Raw genomic sequence first — 17,386 nt, forward strand, 5'->3', positions numbered from 1 at the left:
AATGGTTAAATCTTATTTATTATTCCGTTCTCAGGCTTTTTATGGGATTGTTATTCGCTGAATTCAGAGTTTTAATTGTCATAATCAATAATGATATTACCACCATAAGAATACCGCTTAAAGCAAATACCCACCAGCTCAATTCGGTTTTGTTAGCAAATTCCTCCAACCAACTATGTAATCCATACCATGCAATTGGCGCAGCAATAACAAAAGCGATCAATACCAGTTTTAAAAAGTCTTTGGACAAAAGTATATTAAGTTGAAAAATATTGGCTCCAAGAATTTTTCGAATCCCTATTTCTTTTGTCCTACGCTCAGTGGTGTGAACAACCAACCCAAATAATCCCAAACAACTTATTAAAATTGCCAAGCCTGTTGCCCACTTTAAAAGTGTCGCTGTTTTTTGTTCGCTTTCATAAAATTGTTTTACAGTATCATCCATAAAAGCGTATTTAAAATCGGACTCAGGATAAGTTTCTTTCCATATACTTTCTATTGATGATATAGTTTCTGACCAATTAGAAACTTCATTAGTATTTAATTTAAAATGAATTGTTTTAAATTGTGTCCACTTGCCTGTATATGAACTTCCAGTAAATGCCATTGGAGATACTCCATATTTTAGCGAATGCTGATTAAAGTCATCCATTACACCAACTATAGGCAAATTATCCCCATCAACTACTAAATTCTTGCCTATTATATCTACAGCATTTTCTACACCTACGACTTTCAGATACGATGTATTCACTACAAACTCATTAATAGAATCATTTAAAGGCATTCTACCGGCTAATAATTTTAAATTATATAAATCAAAATAGTTAGCAGTACCATACATGAGCTGCAAATCTGAATTAACTTCCTTGCTGTCACCTATAAATTTTACCCCCATACTCATGGTAGTAAATGAAGCCGGAGGATTACCTGCTAATACAGCACTTGATATACCCGGCAAATCTTGCACTCTATTAACAAACCTTGTTCTTTTTACTGCTGATGTATCTTGCCATGGAGTTTTAAAATATGCGATTGCATCTGTATTAAAACCCATATCTTTTTTCATAATATAGTTCAACTGTTTACCTACCATTAATGTAGCTATGATAAATATCTGTGCAATTACAAATTGAAATACGGTTAAATACTTTCTTAACAACCCCTTATCTGAACTGGGTGTTATTTGTTGTTTTAAAACCGAAACTGGTTTATATTTTGACAACACAAGGGCGGGATAAAATCCGGACAAAATAGTCACTGCACCAAGTAAAAGGAAGACACCCAATACTAACCAAGGACTTAAAAAAATATCAAAGCTCAACCCGGCAGGAATAAAATCTGAAAATAAAAGAAGTAACCATTTTGAAAGAAAGAATGAAACTACGGCTGCAGATAAGGTCAAAAGAAATGTTTCTCCCAAATATTGAGAAATTAATTGAAATCTTGAACTCCCTAAGGTTTTTCTAATACCTATTTCTTTCGCTCTTTTAATTGCTTGAGCCGTATTTAAATTAATGAAGTTTATACAACCTAAAATCAATAAAATTAAAGCCAACAACATTAGACTTTTTAATGCTGACATTGTTGTACGGCTATCATTGAAATCAAAAGTACCGTAGTTAGGATTTAAGTGTAAATCATTTAATGGTTGCAAATTGAACTTACTCGTACTCCCACCTTGGTAGGCATCTTCTGATTCATTATGATCATCTGCAATTTGAGTAAGTGTTTTTTGAACATTATCTGCACTGTTATTCTCAGAAAGTTTTATAAAAAGTTGCGAGGCAGAATTTGTATTGTTCCAATCCGCTTCATTAATCGCATTGGTCATATCTTGTGTATCCGCTGTTTTTAAAGATATAAATTCTTCAAAAACAATATCTGTACGACCATCAAACCCTGCTATAACACCAGAAACCGTAGTGTGTATACTGTCATTATAAACCAGAGTCTTACCTATAATATGCTCTATTTCTTGATTTGGAAAATATTTTCTTGCACGTTCTTGCGATAGCACTACCATATTTGGTTCTTCTAAAGCAGTTTGTGAATTTCCAGCTAACCAATTATATTCAAATGTTTGGAAATATGAAGGTTCTGTATATATTACAAATTCGGGATCTTTAAACCTATTACCGGTTGCCGAATTTTCTACATGTAAAGGATAGATCGTAAAAAATGGAGCAACGGTTTCAATTTCCTCCATTTTTAAATCTTTGAGATCTTGTGCCAATGGAACGGCAACACCTGCGTTATGAAACACTCCAGACGCACCTTCAAACGAAGTAGTGACTCTATAAATCCTTTCACCATCTTGATGAAAATTATCGAATGTGAGGTCATAAAAAACCATTGCCCCAATTACAAATGCAGCGCTAAGACCAATAGAAAGTCCTAAAATGTTCATTATAGAAAACACCTTATTTTTCCAAACATTACGAAAAGCTATCTTTAAATAATTACGAAGCATAATAATTAAATTTTATTCCGTTCTTAAGCTTTTAACAGGGTTTGCCGCCGCTGCTTTCATAGTTCTTGCCCCTACGGTCAATAATGCAATTAAAGCAGCCAGCATTCCTGCACCAATGAAGAACCAAATACTCAAAGGCACCCTAAAAGCATATTCCTGTAGCCACTTATCTAAAGCAAACCATGCTATGGGCGCCCCTATTAGGAATGCCAAGCCTACCAACTTTAAAAAATCTTTGGTCAACAGTATGGTTATGGATGATGTACTTGCCCCTATAACTTTACGAACACCTATTTCTTTTGTACGCTGTGCAACGACTAATAACGACATAGCAAACAATCCTATGCAACTAAGAACAATACCAAGTACCGATCCTGCTGTAATAATAGTTGCCATCGTTTTTTCACGTCTAAAGGTTCTGTCTATATTTTCATCTAAAAACGAGCCTAAAAATTCTGCGTTTGGCTCAACCTTTTGCCAAGCATCTTTAATGGCATCAAAAGAATTTGCCATATCTGCCGGTGCTACTTTTACATAGGCATAATACAAATCAAAATTATCATCAAGAAATAAAGTCAATGGCTCTATACTTCTACTGATATCTTGATGATTATAGTTCTTTAATACCCCTATGACATTATAAGCTACGGAATCTTCATCAAAATATATTCTTGTTGCCAAAGGATTATCCTCTTCGTTCAGCTCTTTTACCATGGCTTCATTAATGACCATGCTTAAGCTATCCGCACTATATTCCTTACTGAACATACGCCCTTGCAACAATTGTAGATCTAAGGTTTTTGCATAATCATAGTCTACATTAAGTACATTACTCTGCACTACCCTACCTTTATGTTCAAACCCGAATTTACTGATGGACATGCTGCCGTCTTTTCCTCGCCCTAGGTTATTGTCCGACCCGGTTACACTTAAAATATTTCTATTTCCACTAAGTTCATTTCTCAACAACTCTACCACTCGGTAACTATCTTTTTTTCCGTTCAACGGTATGGACACTACCTGTTCTTTATTAAAACCAAGATTTTTGCTTCTCATAAACTCTAACTGTCCTTGAAAAACCAAAGTACCGGTAATCAACACAATAGCAATTACGAACTGTACGACGATCAACGCATTTCTTACTCCGTTTTTGCCCAGTTCCCATTTACCTTTTAAAGCCTTCAAGGTATTTAGCTTGCTCAATAGTAATGCCGGGTAACCACCCGTAATCAATGTCACCAATAAAACCCCAAAGAAACAACCCGCTAAAATTGTAGGTGTCATCATATTTGAAAAAGTAGCCTGGGTATTAAATAAGGTCTTAAATGGGTCTATTAACACATTGGCAAGAATTAATGCCAAAACAATAGCAATAGCAAATACCAACAAACTTTCTAACCAAAACTGTCCAAATAGCTGTCCTTTTACCGCACCTAACGTTTTTCTCATGCCTATTTCCTTCAGGCGCTTTTCACCCAAGGCAATGTTCATGTTCACAAAATTGGCACAGGCAATAAAAATGATTAAAAAGGCTATGCCCAATACCAAATACGGAAATGTTCTTTTTACCTGTAAGGTTTCTGCATTGAAATTAGCGAAATGCATATCTGTACTAGGCAATAATTTAAGTTGCGCATAATTGCCGTTGACATCCGGTTGAGCGCCATCACGTTTCATGTTATTGATCTGCTCCTCATTATGCAATAGCGTAAAATCTACCGTACTTTTTTCAAATTGCGAAGTAGTTACCCCTTCCTCTAATTGCACATACACTGGGTGATTTCTAGAATCCCAAGCATCAACATATTCTTTATAGTCCCAATGAGTGGTGAACGGTATAGCTATTTCAAAATTTATACTACTATTGTTTGGTATGTTCTTTAAAATCCCAGAAACTGTAAAAGGCTTTTCCTCTTTTCCTATTTGAAGTCTAATTATTTTACCCAAACCATTGATAGTCCCAAATAATTTCTTAGAAACTTCTTCGGTTATGGCAACCGAATTTTGATCTGGCATAGGCTTGGCACTATCCCCTATAAGGGTTGGAAAACTGAATATGGAGAAATAGTCCGTATCAACAAATTCTGCATCTAAATTATAATCGTTCTCCCCAAAAGAAACCAATACATTTTCACTTAAAGCTCTTGTTATATGCTTTATGCCGGGCACTTCATCCTTTAAAGCCGGAGCAAAGGGAACGGGATTAGCAGTTGAAAGTTCTGACCCTTTTGGAGTTTGAACATTGTAATACACTTGATAGACCGACTCTTTGTTCTCATGAAACTGATCATAAGATAACTCGAACAAAACGGTGATGGTCAATAATAGTACAATAGCAAACGCTAAGGTTAAACCCAAAATATTAGCCGTAGTAAATACTCGGTTCTTCACCAAATTTCGCCAAGCGATTTTAAAATAATTCTTTATCATGATTACATTATTTTGATTGATTGATGATGTATCTATTATTCCGTTCGTAAACTTTTCACTGGGTTTGCCCTTGCTGCCTTAATAGCCTGAGCACCTAATGTAAATGCCGTTATGCACAAGGCAATAAAACCGGCCAAGGCAAACATCCACCATTGAATTGATATACTGTATGCAAAACCGCCCAGCCATGCATTCATCATATACCAGGCAACAGGGAATGCAACAAAAGCCGCAATGCCCACTAAAATCATATAATCCTTGGAAAGCAATACCACAATTTTCAGCACACTTGCACCTAGAACTTTACGAATACCAATTTCTTTTATTCTTCTTTTTGCCATAAAAGAAATAAGACCGAACATACCTAAACATGAAATAAATATGGTCAATAAGGCTACGACATTTACCGTTTTCAGCATTCCGTCCATTAAACGATATTGTCCACTAACTTTTTCGCTAAGATCACTTTGAGAATAGTTTTTTCTAGAATCTATTATGGAGAATGCGGAAGCTATCATATCCTTAACCTCTTTTTCCTTACCGTCTACTACCCTAACCGTTAAATATCGATGTTTATCCAAATCATCTTCACTTCTATAATAATGTACCAAGGGCTCAACAGCATTCTGCAAGTCTTGATAATGAAAATCTTCCATGACACCAACTACAGGATTGCCGATAAAATCGTCGTTTTTAAATTTTAATCGCTTACCCTCTATTGTTGACCAGCCAAAAGCGGCCATAGCAGTTCGATTAATTATTACCGGTCTTTCCTCTACATCATCCATTTCTTTACTGAAATTTCTACCTTTTACTATTGGAATTTTTAATGTGCTTAAATAACCCGCATCAGTAAATGAACGACGCAGACGCACATCTCTATCGGTACTTGCATCATAAAATCGGGTATAATTAAAGTAGTAATCTGATGGTATTGCCTGACTTGTAGCAACATTAGTGACATATGGATTTGCCTCTAGGTCATTTAAAAGCGCCTTGAAACTAGAAGTAGCAGCGTCTAAATTTTTATAATCAAGATCGATATTGCCCACTATTACGTGTTCTCTTTCAAAACCTAAATCAGCCTTTTTCATAAAACTGATCTGACTGTTCAGAATAACGGCAACACAAATAAATAGAATAGCTATGGAAAACTGAATAATTATAAATGTATTTCGCAATATAAAACTGCCTTTTGCGCTATCTATTTTTCCTTTAATGCCTTGAGAAACTGGTAAAGAAATAAATCTTAATGTTGGCAAAACACCAACTATTAAAGTCACCAAAACACCTAATAAAATAGCACCTATTACTACTGGATAATCATTTGCCAGACTAAAATTTATCTCACCAAATTCAGCACCAAAAATATCGTTCAATTTCGGCAATAAAAAGCCAAAGAAAAGTCCGCCGGAAATCAATATAGAGAGTAACACCAAAATTCCGTTTTCCAGGCAAAACTGAGTAATTACTCCCTTTTTACCACCACCTAAAATTTTACGTACAGCAATATCTTTTGTTCTACGGTACATGGTAGAGGTATTTAAATTTAAAAGATTCACAAATACAAGAAGTAGTACAAAAATTGATGTAGCAATATTACCCGCTATAATTATTTCTACTACGGGTATAGAATCAATACGCACATTACTATGTGGTATCACTTCCATTCTTGAAATAACAGTTGGGTCTTCATAATTTTCTTTCACCAATTGACCTACACGGTTCTCAAATTGCTGAATGTTGGCATCTGGACGAAGTTTCATAAACACCGGAGAAAAACTACTATCCCAATTGTTTTGATTTTTAAACACTATGTTATCTTTTAATATCGTATTCGGCATTAAAACATCTAAACGAAATGAAGAATAAGGACTTATGGGTTCTAACACACCAGTTACAGTAAGATTTAAGGTGTCTGCCGCTATTAAACTTTTCCCTACAGGATTCTCTTCCCCAAACAATTGCTTACTTACCTTGTCGGTCAAAACAATAGAATACTTTTCATTTAGGGCTGAATTATGTTTACCATATTTTAATGGCAAGGCAAAAACATTAAAAAATTCAGGATCGGCATAGGTAGTTGTTTTCTGAAACTCATTATCCCCTACCTCTAACCAAATATTGCCCCAACCGTGTAAATGTGTGCCGGCAACTACTTCTGGGGAAGTGCTTTTTATTTTATCCAATAACGGATATACCGCTTCATTATAATCATTGCCGTCTGCCAAATGTGTCTTTAGATAATAAATTTGATCCTGATCCGGTATCATATTATCCGCCACATAATAAGCGTACACTGAAAACATAAGAGTTAACACACCACCAATACCTATACTTAACCCTAAAAGATTTAATGAGGATAGCAATCTATTTTTCCAAAGATTCCTAAAGGATAGTTTTAGATGATTTCTTAACATTTTTTTTAAATTATTCCGTTCGTAAACTTTTCACCGGGTTTGCCCTTGCTGCCTTAATAGCTTGAAAACTTACCGTGGCAATGGTCACTAACATTGCGCCCAACATGGCTACCGCAAAAATCCACCATTTGAGTACTACTCTATACGGATACTCCTGCAACCATCCGTTCATAATGAAATAAGCTATAGGTACGGCAATAAAACAAGAGATAACCACCAGTTTTAAAAAGTCTTTGGACAACATATTCCATACATTAAAAATAGACGCTCCCAATACCTTACGCACCCCTATTTCTTTCTTTCTTTGCTCGGCTACAAATGATGTCAACCCAAATAACCCCAAACAACTAATTAAAATTGCCAATGCCGTAAATACTCCCGAGAGTGTACCAATACGTTCTTCCGATGCAAACTTTTGACCATATTCGCTATCTATAAATTCATATTCAAAAGGAATATCCGGAAAATGCTCCTTAAACACATTCTCTACGGTGGCAATACTCTTAGATGCATTGTTATTAGGATTCAACCTTAGGTTATAGTAACTGGCATTATTGAACCTATCATACACATAAACACCTTGTTTTACCGGTTCGTAAGGTGATTGGGTGATCATGTCTTGAACAACACCTATAATCTTTAATGGCGGATTAGGGTCTTCTTCGTTATCGTCTCGTAATAACTGCCCTACAGGATTCTCCATACCCAGATATTTCTTTGCGGTTTCATTGATCAACACCCCTAATGAATCAGTTGCAAAATCTCTTGAAAAATCGCGCCCTTCTAAAATTTTAAGATTCAATGATTTTGCGTACTCCGGTGAAACTTCTGTCCACGCTAGATCTTCTTGAAAACCTTCTGGTTTGCCTTCCCATGTAAAACCGCCTCTATTAGACCATATTTGGGTAGTTGGACTACTGGAAGTAGACATTTCCACTACCGCTCCGGACCCTATGAATTCGGTTCGCATTAAATCATATTTCCCCACAAAATCTTGACTGAACGTCGGTATTTGGATCAATCCTTCCTTATCATACCCAACAGGTCTATTTTTTGCAAAATTGATTTGCTGCATTACAATCACCGTACCTATAATAAAAGCTACCGAGACCGTAAACTGAACTACAACCAATACCTTTCTTGGCAACCCTGCGTACTTTCCGGTCTTGAACGTACCCTTAAGCACATCTACCGGTCTAAAAGATGATAGGTATAACGCCGGATAGCTACCTGCCAACAAGGAAGTGAACACTATAAACACCAATGACACCATCCAAAACAAACCATTATTCCACGGAAAGGATATTTCTTTTCTAGATAGCTCATTAAATCCGTTCAAGGAAAGTAATACCAGTAATATGGCTACTACAAATGCAAAAACAACCACAAGAAACGATTCGCTCAAAAATTGATAGATCAATTGCCCTCTTTGAGAACCAATAGATTTACGTATGCCAACTTCCTTGCCCCTTTTCTCTGAACGGGCGGTACTCAAATTCATGAAATTGATGCATGCCAACAGTAATACAAAAGCTCCAATGACACCAAATAACCACACGTACTTTATGCGCCCACCTTCTTGTTTTCCATTTTCAAAACTGCTACGCAAATACCAATCTTTCATTGGGAACAAAAAGATCTGCGGATTAAACTGAGCTGTATCTTCGTTTAAATCTTTCTTTACGTTTTTAATATTATTGGTTACCTGCTCAATGGTTGTATTATCTGCCAATTGTACGAACATTTGAAATGAATTGTTGCCCCATTGATCTTCGGCATTTTTTATCCATTCGTTCACTGCCAAATACTTCTCCCAAGGAATAATATAATCGGTATCGTTAAATGAATTATTGACAGGTATATCACTGTACACCGCGCTTACATTCAACTTGTGCTCATTACTTACGGTAACCGTTTTACCTATGGGGTCTTCATTACCGAACAAGGCATCTGCCGTTGATGCTGATAACATAATGGAATTGATCTCCCGTAGCGCATCTTGCTCTCCTTTAATAATTTCCAGACCAAAAAGCTCAGGTCCATTTTGTTGCATGTAATTACCTGGTCTAGATATGCTCTTTTCACCATATTTTAAATAATGGTCATTAGTCCAAGAACACATGACCAAATGCTTAAAATTATCACCGTAACCATCTCTTAAGGCTTTCTCCAAAGGTCTTGGTATAGCAGGTCCTGTTCCTGTTTCGCCATTAAAGGTTTGCGATTGAAAAACTTGGGCTATACTTTCTTTATTCTTAAAGTAGCTATTATAGGACAGCTCATCTTGGATCCAAAGCCCAATAATTAAAGTTACCGCCATACCAAGGGCAAGTCCGCCCACATTTATAACAGTATACCCCTTATTCTTAAGTAGATTTCGCCAAGCAACTTTTAAATAGTTCTTAAACATGATCGTTCGTTTTTTGATTGATGATTAGTTGATGCTAAACATTGATTGATTGATGATATAAAATATGAAACTAATTCCGTGCCACTATAGTAAACACCTAATTATCAATTACTTAAAATGAAAGTACATTTTCGTGTGTAAAATATTTTGACAAAAGATGTACAATATATTTACAATGACTACTTAAAAATTAGAATGTTACACCATTGTCATCAATGCAAAACCAAGTTTTGACCATACATTTCAAAAATTACTCTGAACGCAAGCTTTTTACGGGATTTGCAGCTGCTGATTTTAATGATTGCAGTCCCACGGTCAAAAATGTGATTACCATAACAAGTACACCACTTGCCAAAAACACCCACCACTTAATTTCTATACGATACGTAAAACCCTCTAACCATCTAGAGATAAAGTAATAGGCTATTGGTGATGCCAATACAAAAGCAATGAGTACCAGTTTAATAAAGTCTTTCGTTAGTAATTTAACTACTGACTGTACACTTGCGCCCAACACTTTACGTACACCTATTTCTTTTTTCTTTTGCTCCGCTACATATGAGATAAGTCCAAATAAGCCCAAGCAGCTTATGAATATTGCTAAAATGGTAAATCCTACAGAGATAAACCCTAAACGCTTTTCTTCTTCGTATAACTTTTCTACTTCTTTATCTACAAATCTATAATCAAAAGGGATGTTACTTAACGTAGATTTCCATTGTTGTTCCAAACCTTGTAGCAACTGACCATAATTTTCTGTGTTCGCCTTAATAAACAGCCAATTAGGTTCCGTTTCCTTATGCAAGAACAAAGGCTGAATCTCTTCTTTTAAGGAAGCAAAATGATAGTTTTTTACCACACCTATAATTCGTAATTCGTCAATTTCATCGCCATAACTTTGCATTAAAGTCGCACTTAACGCGTTTTCAATATCAATATTAAAAGCCTTTAACGTAGCCTCGTTCACTATGATCTGGTCTACGGTATCGGCAGCATTGAAATCCCTACCTTTCAACAATTCTATACCCATGGTGTTAAAATAGCCATCGCTAACGCCGTTACGTTTTACCACTGTTTTATTTTCCTTATTTCCGCCAGGCAAGTAAAATCCATTATCTGCCAATATAATTTCCGACGGCGAATAATTTCCACTTGACACTTGTAATACGCCCGGTACTTTTAAAAATGATGCTTTTAAAGATTCAAACTTATTAGATGATTCTTCGGTCCCTACCCGCAATGCCAAAAGGTTATCTTTTTTATAACCTAAGTCTTTGGTTTGGGCATATTTAAACTGTTGGCCTATTATAATTACCGTACTTATTAAACATATAGAAATTACAAATTGAAATACTACTAAAGCCTTTCTAAAGGTACCGCTACCAGATTGTAAAATAGCCGAACTTTTTAATGCTCTCACCGGTTTTATAGAAGACAGGACTATAGCAGGATAAACACCTGAAGCCAAACCTGTAATTACGCCTATAGCCAATAATATTACCAAAATCTGCCATTGGTACAAACTTGTATAGGTCAATGATTCCTGTGTTACTTCATTTACAAATGGCAAAAGCAATATAACTATAGGAATACTGATCAACATGGCGAATATGGACAGTAACAAAGACTCGCCCAAAAATTGTCGCATTAATGCATTTTTACCTGCGCCAACTACTTTTCTAACCCCAATTTCGCGCGCCCTTTTACTAGCCCTAGCCGTACTAAGATTTATAAAATTAATACATGCCACCAATTGTATAAAAAATGCCAAACTCAGTAAAAAATAAAGGTAGGTACTATTGGATACGCGACCCAGCTGATTTTTTCTACCGTTGGAGTACAAGTGAATATCAGTAACCTTTGTAAGCTCTAGCGTTTTACTGCTCATACCGGCATCTTTTAAATCTTGCGCTCCTCTATCTTCCATAAACTGGGGCAATTTCCGTTGAAGACCTAAACCACTACCATTTGAGGTCAATTTTACATAACTGTAGGCAAAATTATTGGTGGCAAAACTCTGGAAGTTCTGCACAAAGGTTCCCATTCCCGGGGTACTCATACTTACAATGTAACTAGGATTAAAATGCGTTTTATAAGCCTTTTCATCATAAACTCCTTTTACGGTAAGGGTTAATGCACTTTCTCCACTGCCCCAAACTACAGTTTTGTCCAAAGGACTGGTGTTGCCAAATAACTTATCGGACAAGTATGATGACAGCATTACGGTATTGGGTTCATCTAAAGCCGTTTTTACATCACCTTCAAGTATTTTAAAATTGAATACTTTGAAAAAAGTTGAATCTGCCAAATAGACCCTTGGTTCATAGTAAGCATCTTTACTATTTGTCGCTCTTATTAGTGGACTGTAAAATGCATCGGTCAATACAACTCTGGTTGCTTCTTCTACCTCGGCAAAATCTTCTTTTAATGCAAATGCTATTGGTGGTGACGAGGTGGCGGAATCAAAAGATTCTTGACCATCACGATCTATAATTGTCTCCACCCTATAAATTGATGACGCCTGGTTATGGTGCTGATCATAACCCAACTGCGCAAATACATATAACAATATTACTAAACAGCTTACGGTACCCAGCGTAAGACCCAATAAGTTGATGATAGTTTGCTGCTTGTTCTTTATTAAATTACGCCAAGCTATTTTGATATAATTCTTTAACATATTGTTCTTTTTGATTGATGAAGTTTGATGCTTTACTTATTCTGACCGTAAACTCTTAACAGGATTTACAATTGCCGCTTTTATACTTTGGTAGCTTACCGTTAGTATTGCTACGATAATGGCAAGCACGGCCGCCAACAGGAATACCCCAACACCAATCTCAATTCTGTATGAGAAATCTTCAAGCCATTTATTCATGACAAACCAGCCTATGGGCAAAGAAATCAATATGGCTACGCCCACTAATTTTAGGAAATCTACCGTAAGTCGGTAAGAAATTTGACTTACAGTAGCTCCCAACACTTTTCTAACACCGATTTCTTTTGTTCGTTTTTCGGCATTAAAGGCAGCTAATCCAAATAATCCCAAACAAGCAATAAAAATGGACAGCATAGTAAAAATGAAAAATATCTGACTCAGTTTTTGTTCGGCTTCGTAAGTGGTGTTAAAGGCTTCATCCATAAACCGATAATCAAAAGGTTGACCAGGCGCCATGGTGTTCCACGTATTTTCTATCGCAGCAATATTATTGGCATAATTTCCACCACTCATTCTTACCGCCATGTTCTGTGCATTTGAATTCAAATGCATTCCCAAAGCGCCTATATTCGTTCTTAACGTTCTATAATGAAAGTCTTTGACCACTCCAATTATGGTATAGTAGGCAGGATTTTCTTGATCCATTTCCTCGGATATACGCATGCCTAAAGCTTCTTCTGCCGTAACATTTAAAATAGGCAGCGTAGCTTCATTGATAATAATTGCTGTAGAGTCTGACGCATAGGCGGAATTAAAATCACGACCGGCAACCAGTTCCATTTCCATAGTTTTTAGATAATCTGTATCTACATCCCACTCTTGCATTTGAATGGCACTTTCTTGATCCCTAGAACCTTCTTCAAAGAACGAAGTATCTGACCGCCAAGATGGCGTTGGATAATAATTGCTCAACGTTGCACTCTCTACAAAACCCATATTAGCAATCTGTTCTTTAAAAGCCTTGGTTTTGGACCCTAATGCACCCAATTCATTTATTAGCAATACTTGGTCCTTGGAGAAGCCCAAATCTTTATTCTGTATGTAATTCAATTGCTGAAATACTACCAAGGTGCTGATAATAAGAAATACCGAAATTGAAAATTGAAAAATTACCAAGGCATTACGTACCCTACCATTGCCCACACTTTCAGAACTGTTACCTTTTAAAGTTTTAACAGGTGTAAACCTCGACATAAAAAACGCCGGATAACTTCCTGACAACAGCCCAAGTAACATAGTTGCCCCCAATAATGCCAACCAGAATAAGGGCTGCGTAAATGGAATTTCAATTGATTTACCTGTAAAGCCATTGAAAAACGGCAAAGCTACCAGTGTAATCAATAGTGCCGCTAACAAAGACACAAATGCAATTAATCCTGATTCGGTTAAAAATTGAAAGACCAAATTCAGTTTATTTGAGCCCAAGGTTTTTCGCACCCCTACTTCCTTAGCTCTCTTTAACGAATGAGCCGTAGACAAATTCATAAAATTAACACTTGCCAATATGATCAAGAACAGCCCAATAAAAGAAAGAATGTAGATATTCTGAATACTACTCGTTGCACTCATTTCCGAGCTTTTATCTGAATGCAAATGAATATCGGTCAAGGGCATGGTGTGGTACCGAATGTAATTACCGGATGCAGCAAACGACTCTGCCGTCATACCTGGAAAATACTTTTGCGCCCATGGCAACATATAACGCTCTAACATACCTTGTAAGGGCTCTTGAAAATCTTCAGCCTTGGCTCCGGGAATTAACTTTATAAATGTAAAATAATTATTACCGCCCCAATTATCTTCTCTTGATGCCACGTTGCCCGCCATTGCCAAAAACACACTGTAATCATTGAAATAAGAATTTTTGGGCATATCTTCTATGACACCGGTTACCGTATAGGTATCGGTATTATCCAACAATAAATTTTGACCTATAACATCAGTAGAACCAAAATGTTTTTCTGCTGCAGTTTTAGTAAGGACTAATGAGTTAGTCCCCGTTAATGCTGTTTTGGCATCACCCGCAAGTAAGTCTATCCCAAAAAATTCAAAGACAGTGGAATCGGCATAGGTGATATGGTTTTCTTTGGCACTTCTGTTTCCCCCAACTTTTTTTACATAAGCACTACCTATGGTCCTAAAACGCACTGAAGCTTCTACCTGTGGATAGTCTCTTTTTAAGGTTTCCGCCATTGGTGCGGCAGATTCCCCCGCCTTAATTTCCGCTCCACCAAATTTAATATCAGAGTCTATACGATAAATCCTATCTGCATTGGCAAACATTTTATCATAACTAAGCTCATCGTAGATATAAAGCGATATAATTAATGCCCCCGCCATTCCTATGGCTAGACCGAAGGTGTTTAGAAAAGTGAAAAAGGCTTGCTTTTTTAGACTCCTCCAGGCGATTTTTAGATAGTTTTTAAACATGGTTCTCGTTTTTTATTGCTTGATTACGGAGTATCAAATTCTATTTCTATGCCAAGAATACAAAGTATTGACTTTCAGTTATTTATATAAACACACAAAATACTAAGTGTCAAATATTTATACAGATTATGTCCAATATATTTACAGTACCCCTACTCCGTTCTTAGACTTTTTACCGGGTTTACCCTTGCTGCATTAATAGCTTGAAAACTAATGGTCAATAACGCTATTACAATGGCTACCGCCCCGGCAATTATGAACGCCCAAGCATTAATTGAAGTTCTGTATGCAAAACCCTCTAACCAATTCTGCATTAACAACCAGGCTATTGGCGTTGCAATTATTATTGCCACACCTACCAATTTCATAAAATCTTTAGATAATAAGCCCACAATACCTGTAATACTTGAACCTAGCACCTTTCGTACGCCAATTTCCTTTCTACGTTGGTCTGCAGTAAAAGCGGACAAACCAAAGAGTCCCAAACAAGATATTAGGATGGCCAGCAGTGCAAAAACCTGGGATAAGTTGCCTATTAATTGCTCACTCTTAAATTTGGCATCGTAAGTGTCATCCACAAATTCATATTCAAAAGGAAACGCCGGGTTAAACTTATGCAACGTTGCTTCCATTGCATTTAGTGCCAATGCCGTTTCTATTCCCGTTTTAGTTTTTACATACATAAAACGTGCTTGACTAGGGTCATTGAAAAAAATGACTGGGTCACTTGAGCCATACATATCTCCGTACACATAATCTTTTACAACCCCTATCACAGGATAATCTTCTTCTATAGATTTACCTACGGCACTACCGCTACCCATAAGTTTTGCAAAAGATTCACTGACAATAATATTGACACTGTCCTGTGCAGGATTGTTACTAAATCCGCGTCCTTCAATAATTTTCATTCCTGTAGTGTTGAAGAAATCTGCTGTAATATCTCTAACCGATACCAGTACATCTTCAGTATCTACACCGCCTTGCCAGCTTAACCCCGATGTATTATTTCCACCGGATAAAATATCAGAGTTAATGAATCCGATGCTTTCTATCATCCCCGAAGCTTTCATATCTTCTTCAATAGGTTTAAAGTTTTTGATCATATCTCCGTTAACGGGAATTTTTACCAGATTTTCTTTATTGTAGCCTAAATCACGTCCTTTTACATGCTGTACTTGTTGATAGACGATAATGGTGCTAATGATAAATACTATGGATACAACAAACTGAGTAGCTACCAGCCCTTTTCTTATCATTGAGGCACTTCCTTTTGACCTTCTTGCTCCTTTTAAAACGTCTACAGGTTTAAAAGATGACAGATAAAAAGCCGGATACCAGCCTGCAACCAAGCCACAGATCAATGTGATACCTAACAGCGTTAACAAATGCGTTGGGGTTACTAGGTTTAACGCTAATTGTTTGCCGATCATGGTATTAAATTGAGGCACCAATAACTTTAACAAAAGCACACTTAACACGGCAGATAACCCAGCTGTGATTATCGCTTCTGCCATAAACTGAGAGATCAGTCCTTTTCTACCAGAGCCTAAAACTTTACGCACCCCTACTTCATTTGCCCTTTTCTCGCTACGTGCCGTAGCCAAGTTCATAAAATTGATACAGGCAATTAATAAAATAATGAGTGCAATAAGACTAAACAGCCGTACATAGGTTATTTGTCCTCCTATATTTTTACCGCCTTCAAATGCCGAACGTAAATGCCAATCTTTCATGGAGAATAAAAAGGCAATGGTTTCATCGTCCTCGGTTTTCATTGGTAGTATTGCCTTTACTTTATTATTGACCACATCAAAATTTGCTTCTGGCGAAAGTTCCACAAAAGTGTCCGCGAAGTTTCTATCATATTCGTTTACCCATTCATTATCCTTTGCAAAGTGATCAAAAGGAACAACCCAATCAAAACTATAGGTTACATTGTGCGGCAAATCTTCGTAAACTCCTGAAACGGTATAACTTTCTTCGTTGTTTATTTTAATTACTTTGTTAATTGCTGAAATATTCTCACCAAATAATTGTGTAGCCGTTTCTTGTGAAATAACAATGGCATCTACATCATCAAAAACAGTTTCTAAATTGCCTTCCACAAATGACAGACTGAACATACTTAAAAAATCAGGATCTGCGTAACGTCCATTTTTATTGATGGCCGTTTCACCTACCTGAAACAAAAAATCTTCTTCTTTTGTTCGGGCTGCACCTAAAATACCTGGCACCTCTTCCTTTAAAACTTCTGCCAACGGACCGGGAGTTGAATGAAATGTTCGCCACTCACCTTCATATTGCTGATTTGTGGGTACATAATATACCACGTCTTGCTTATCAAAATTAGCATCATAACCAACCTCATCTTCTACCCAAAGCAAAATCATGGCTGCACAGGTGATACCTATTGCCAAACCAAAGATATTCAGCATACTATAGCCCTTGTTCTTCCAAAGTTTTCTCCAAGCGATTTTTAAATAGTTTTTGATCATGATTTT

The 17,386-nt window shown here is 36.6% G+C and carries 7 protein-coding genes; all 7 read right to left on the reverse strand.

Features of this window, described 5'->3' with window-relative positions; genetic code table 11:
* Positions 1–19: 19 nt before the first annotated feature.
* The 7 genes from VBZ51_RS06400 to VBZ51_RS06430 all read right to left on the reverse strand — a co-directional run bounded on the left by VBZ51_RS06400 (position 20) and on the right by VBZ51_RS06430 (position 17,380).
* Positions 20–2,473: an ABC transporter permease gene (locus tag VBZ51_RS06400; RefSeq protein ID WP_416576411.1), complete on the reverse strand. Its 2,454-nt coding sequence runs from the start codon at positions 2,471–2,473 to the stop codon at positions 20–22.
* Between the two features lie 12 nt (positions 2,474–2,485).
* A complete protein-coding gene (locus VBZ51_RS06405) occupies positions 2,486–4,903 on the reverse strand; it encodes an ABC transporter permease (protein ID WP_416576412.1) in 2,418 nt (805 codons plus the stop codon).
* A gap of 35 nt (positions 4,904–4,938) precedes the next feature.
* On the reverse strand, positions 4,939–7,323 hold the full coding sequence (locus VBZ51_RS06410) for an ABC transporter permease (protein WP_416576413.1): 2,385 nt from the start codon (positions 7,321–7,323) through the stop codon (positions 4,939–4,941).
* A gap of 10 nt (positions 7,324–7,333) precedes the next feature.
* Positions 7,334–9,733, reverse strand: a complete 2,400-nt coding sequence (locus VBZ51_RS06415; protein WP_416576414.1) for an ABC transporter permease — start codon at positions 9,731–9,733, stop codon at positions 7,334–7,336.
* 250 nt (positions 9,734–9,983) lie between these two features.
* Positions 9,984–12,413 (reverse strand): FtsX-like permease family protein, encoded by a 2,430-nt coding sequence (locus VBZ51_RS06420; protein WP_416576415.1) that lies wholly within the window; start codon positions 12,411–12,413, stop codon positions 9,984–9,986.
* A 36-nt stretch (positions 12,414–12,449) separates the two neighbouring features.
* On the reverse strand, positions 12,450–14,882 hold the full coding sequence (locus VBZ51_RS06425; protein ID WP_416576416.1) for an ABC transporter permease: 2,433 nt from the start codon (positions 14,880–14,882) through the stop codon (positions 12,450–12,452).
* 152 nt (positions 14,883–15,034) lie between these two features.
* On the reverse strand, positions 15,035–17,380 hold the full coding sequence (locus VBZ51_RS06430; RefSeq protein ID WP_416576417.1) for an ABC transporter permease: 2,346 nt from the start codon (positions 17,378–17,380) through the stop codon (positions 15,035–15,037).
* Between the last annotated feature and the right edge of the window lie 6 nt (positions 17,381–17,386).

Source organism: Maribacter sp. HS (assembly GCF_048059195.1).
Taxonomy (GTDB): Bacteria; Bacteroidota; Bacteroidia; order Flavobacteriales; family Flavobacteriaceae; genus Maribacter; species Maribacter dokdonensis.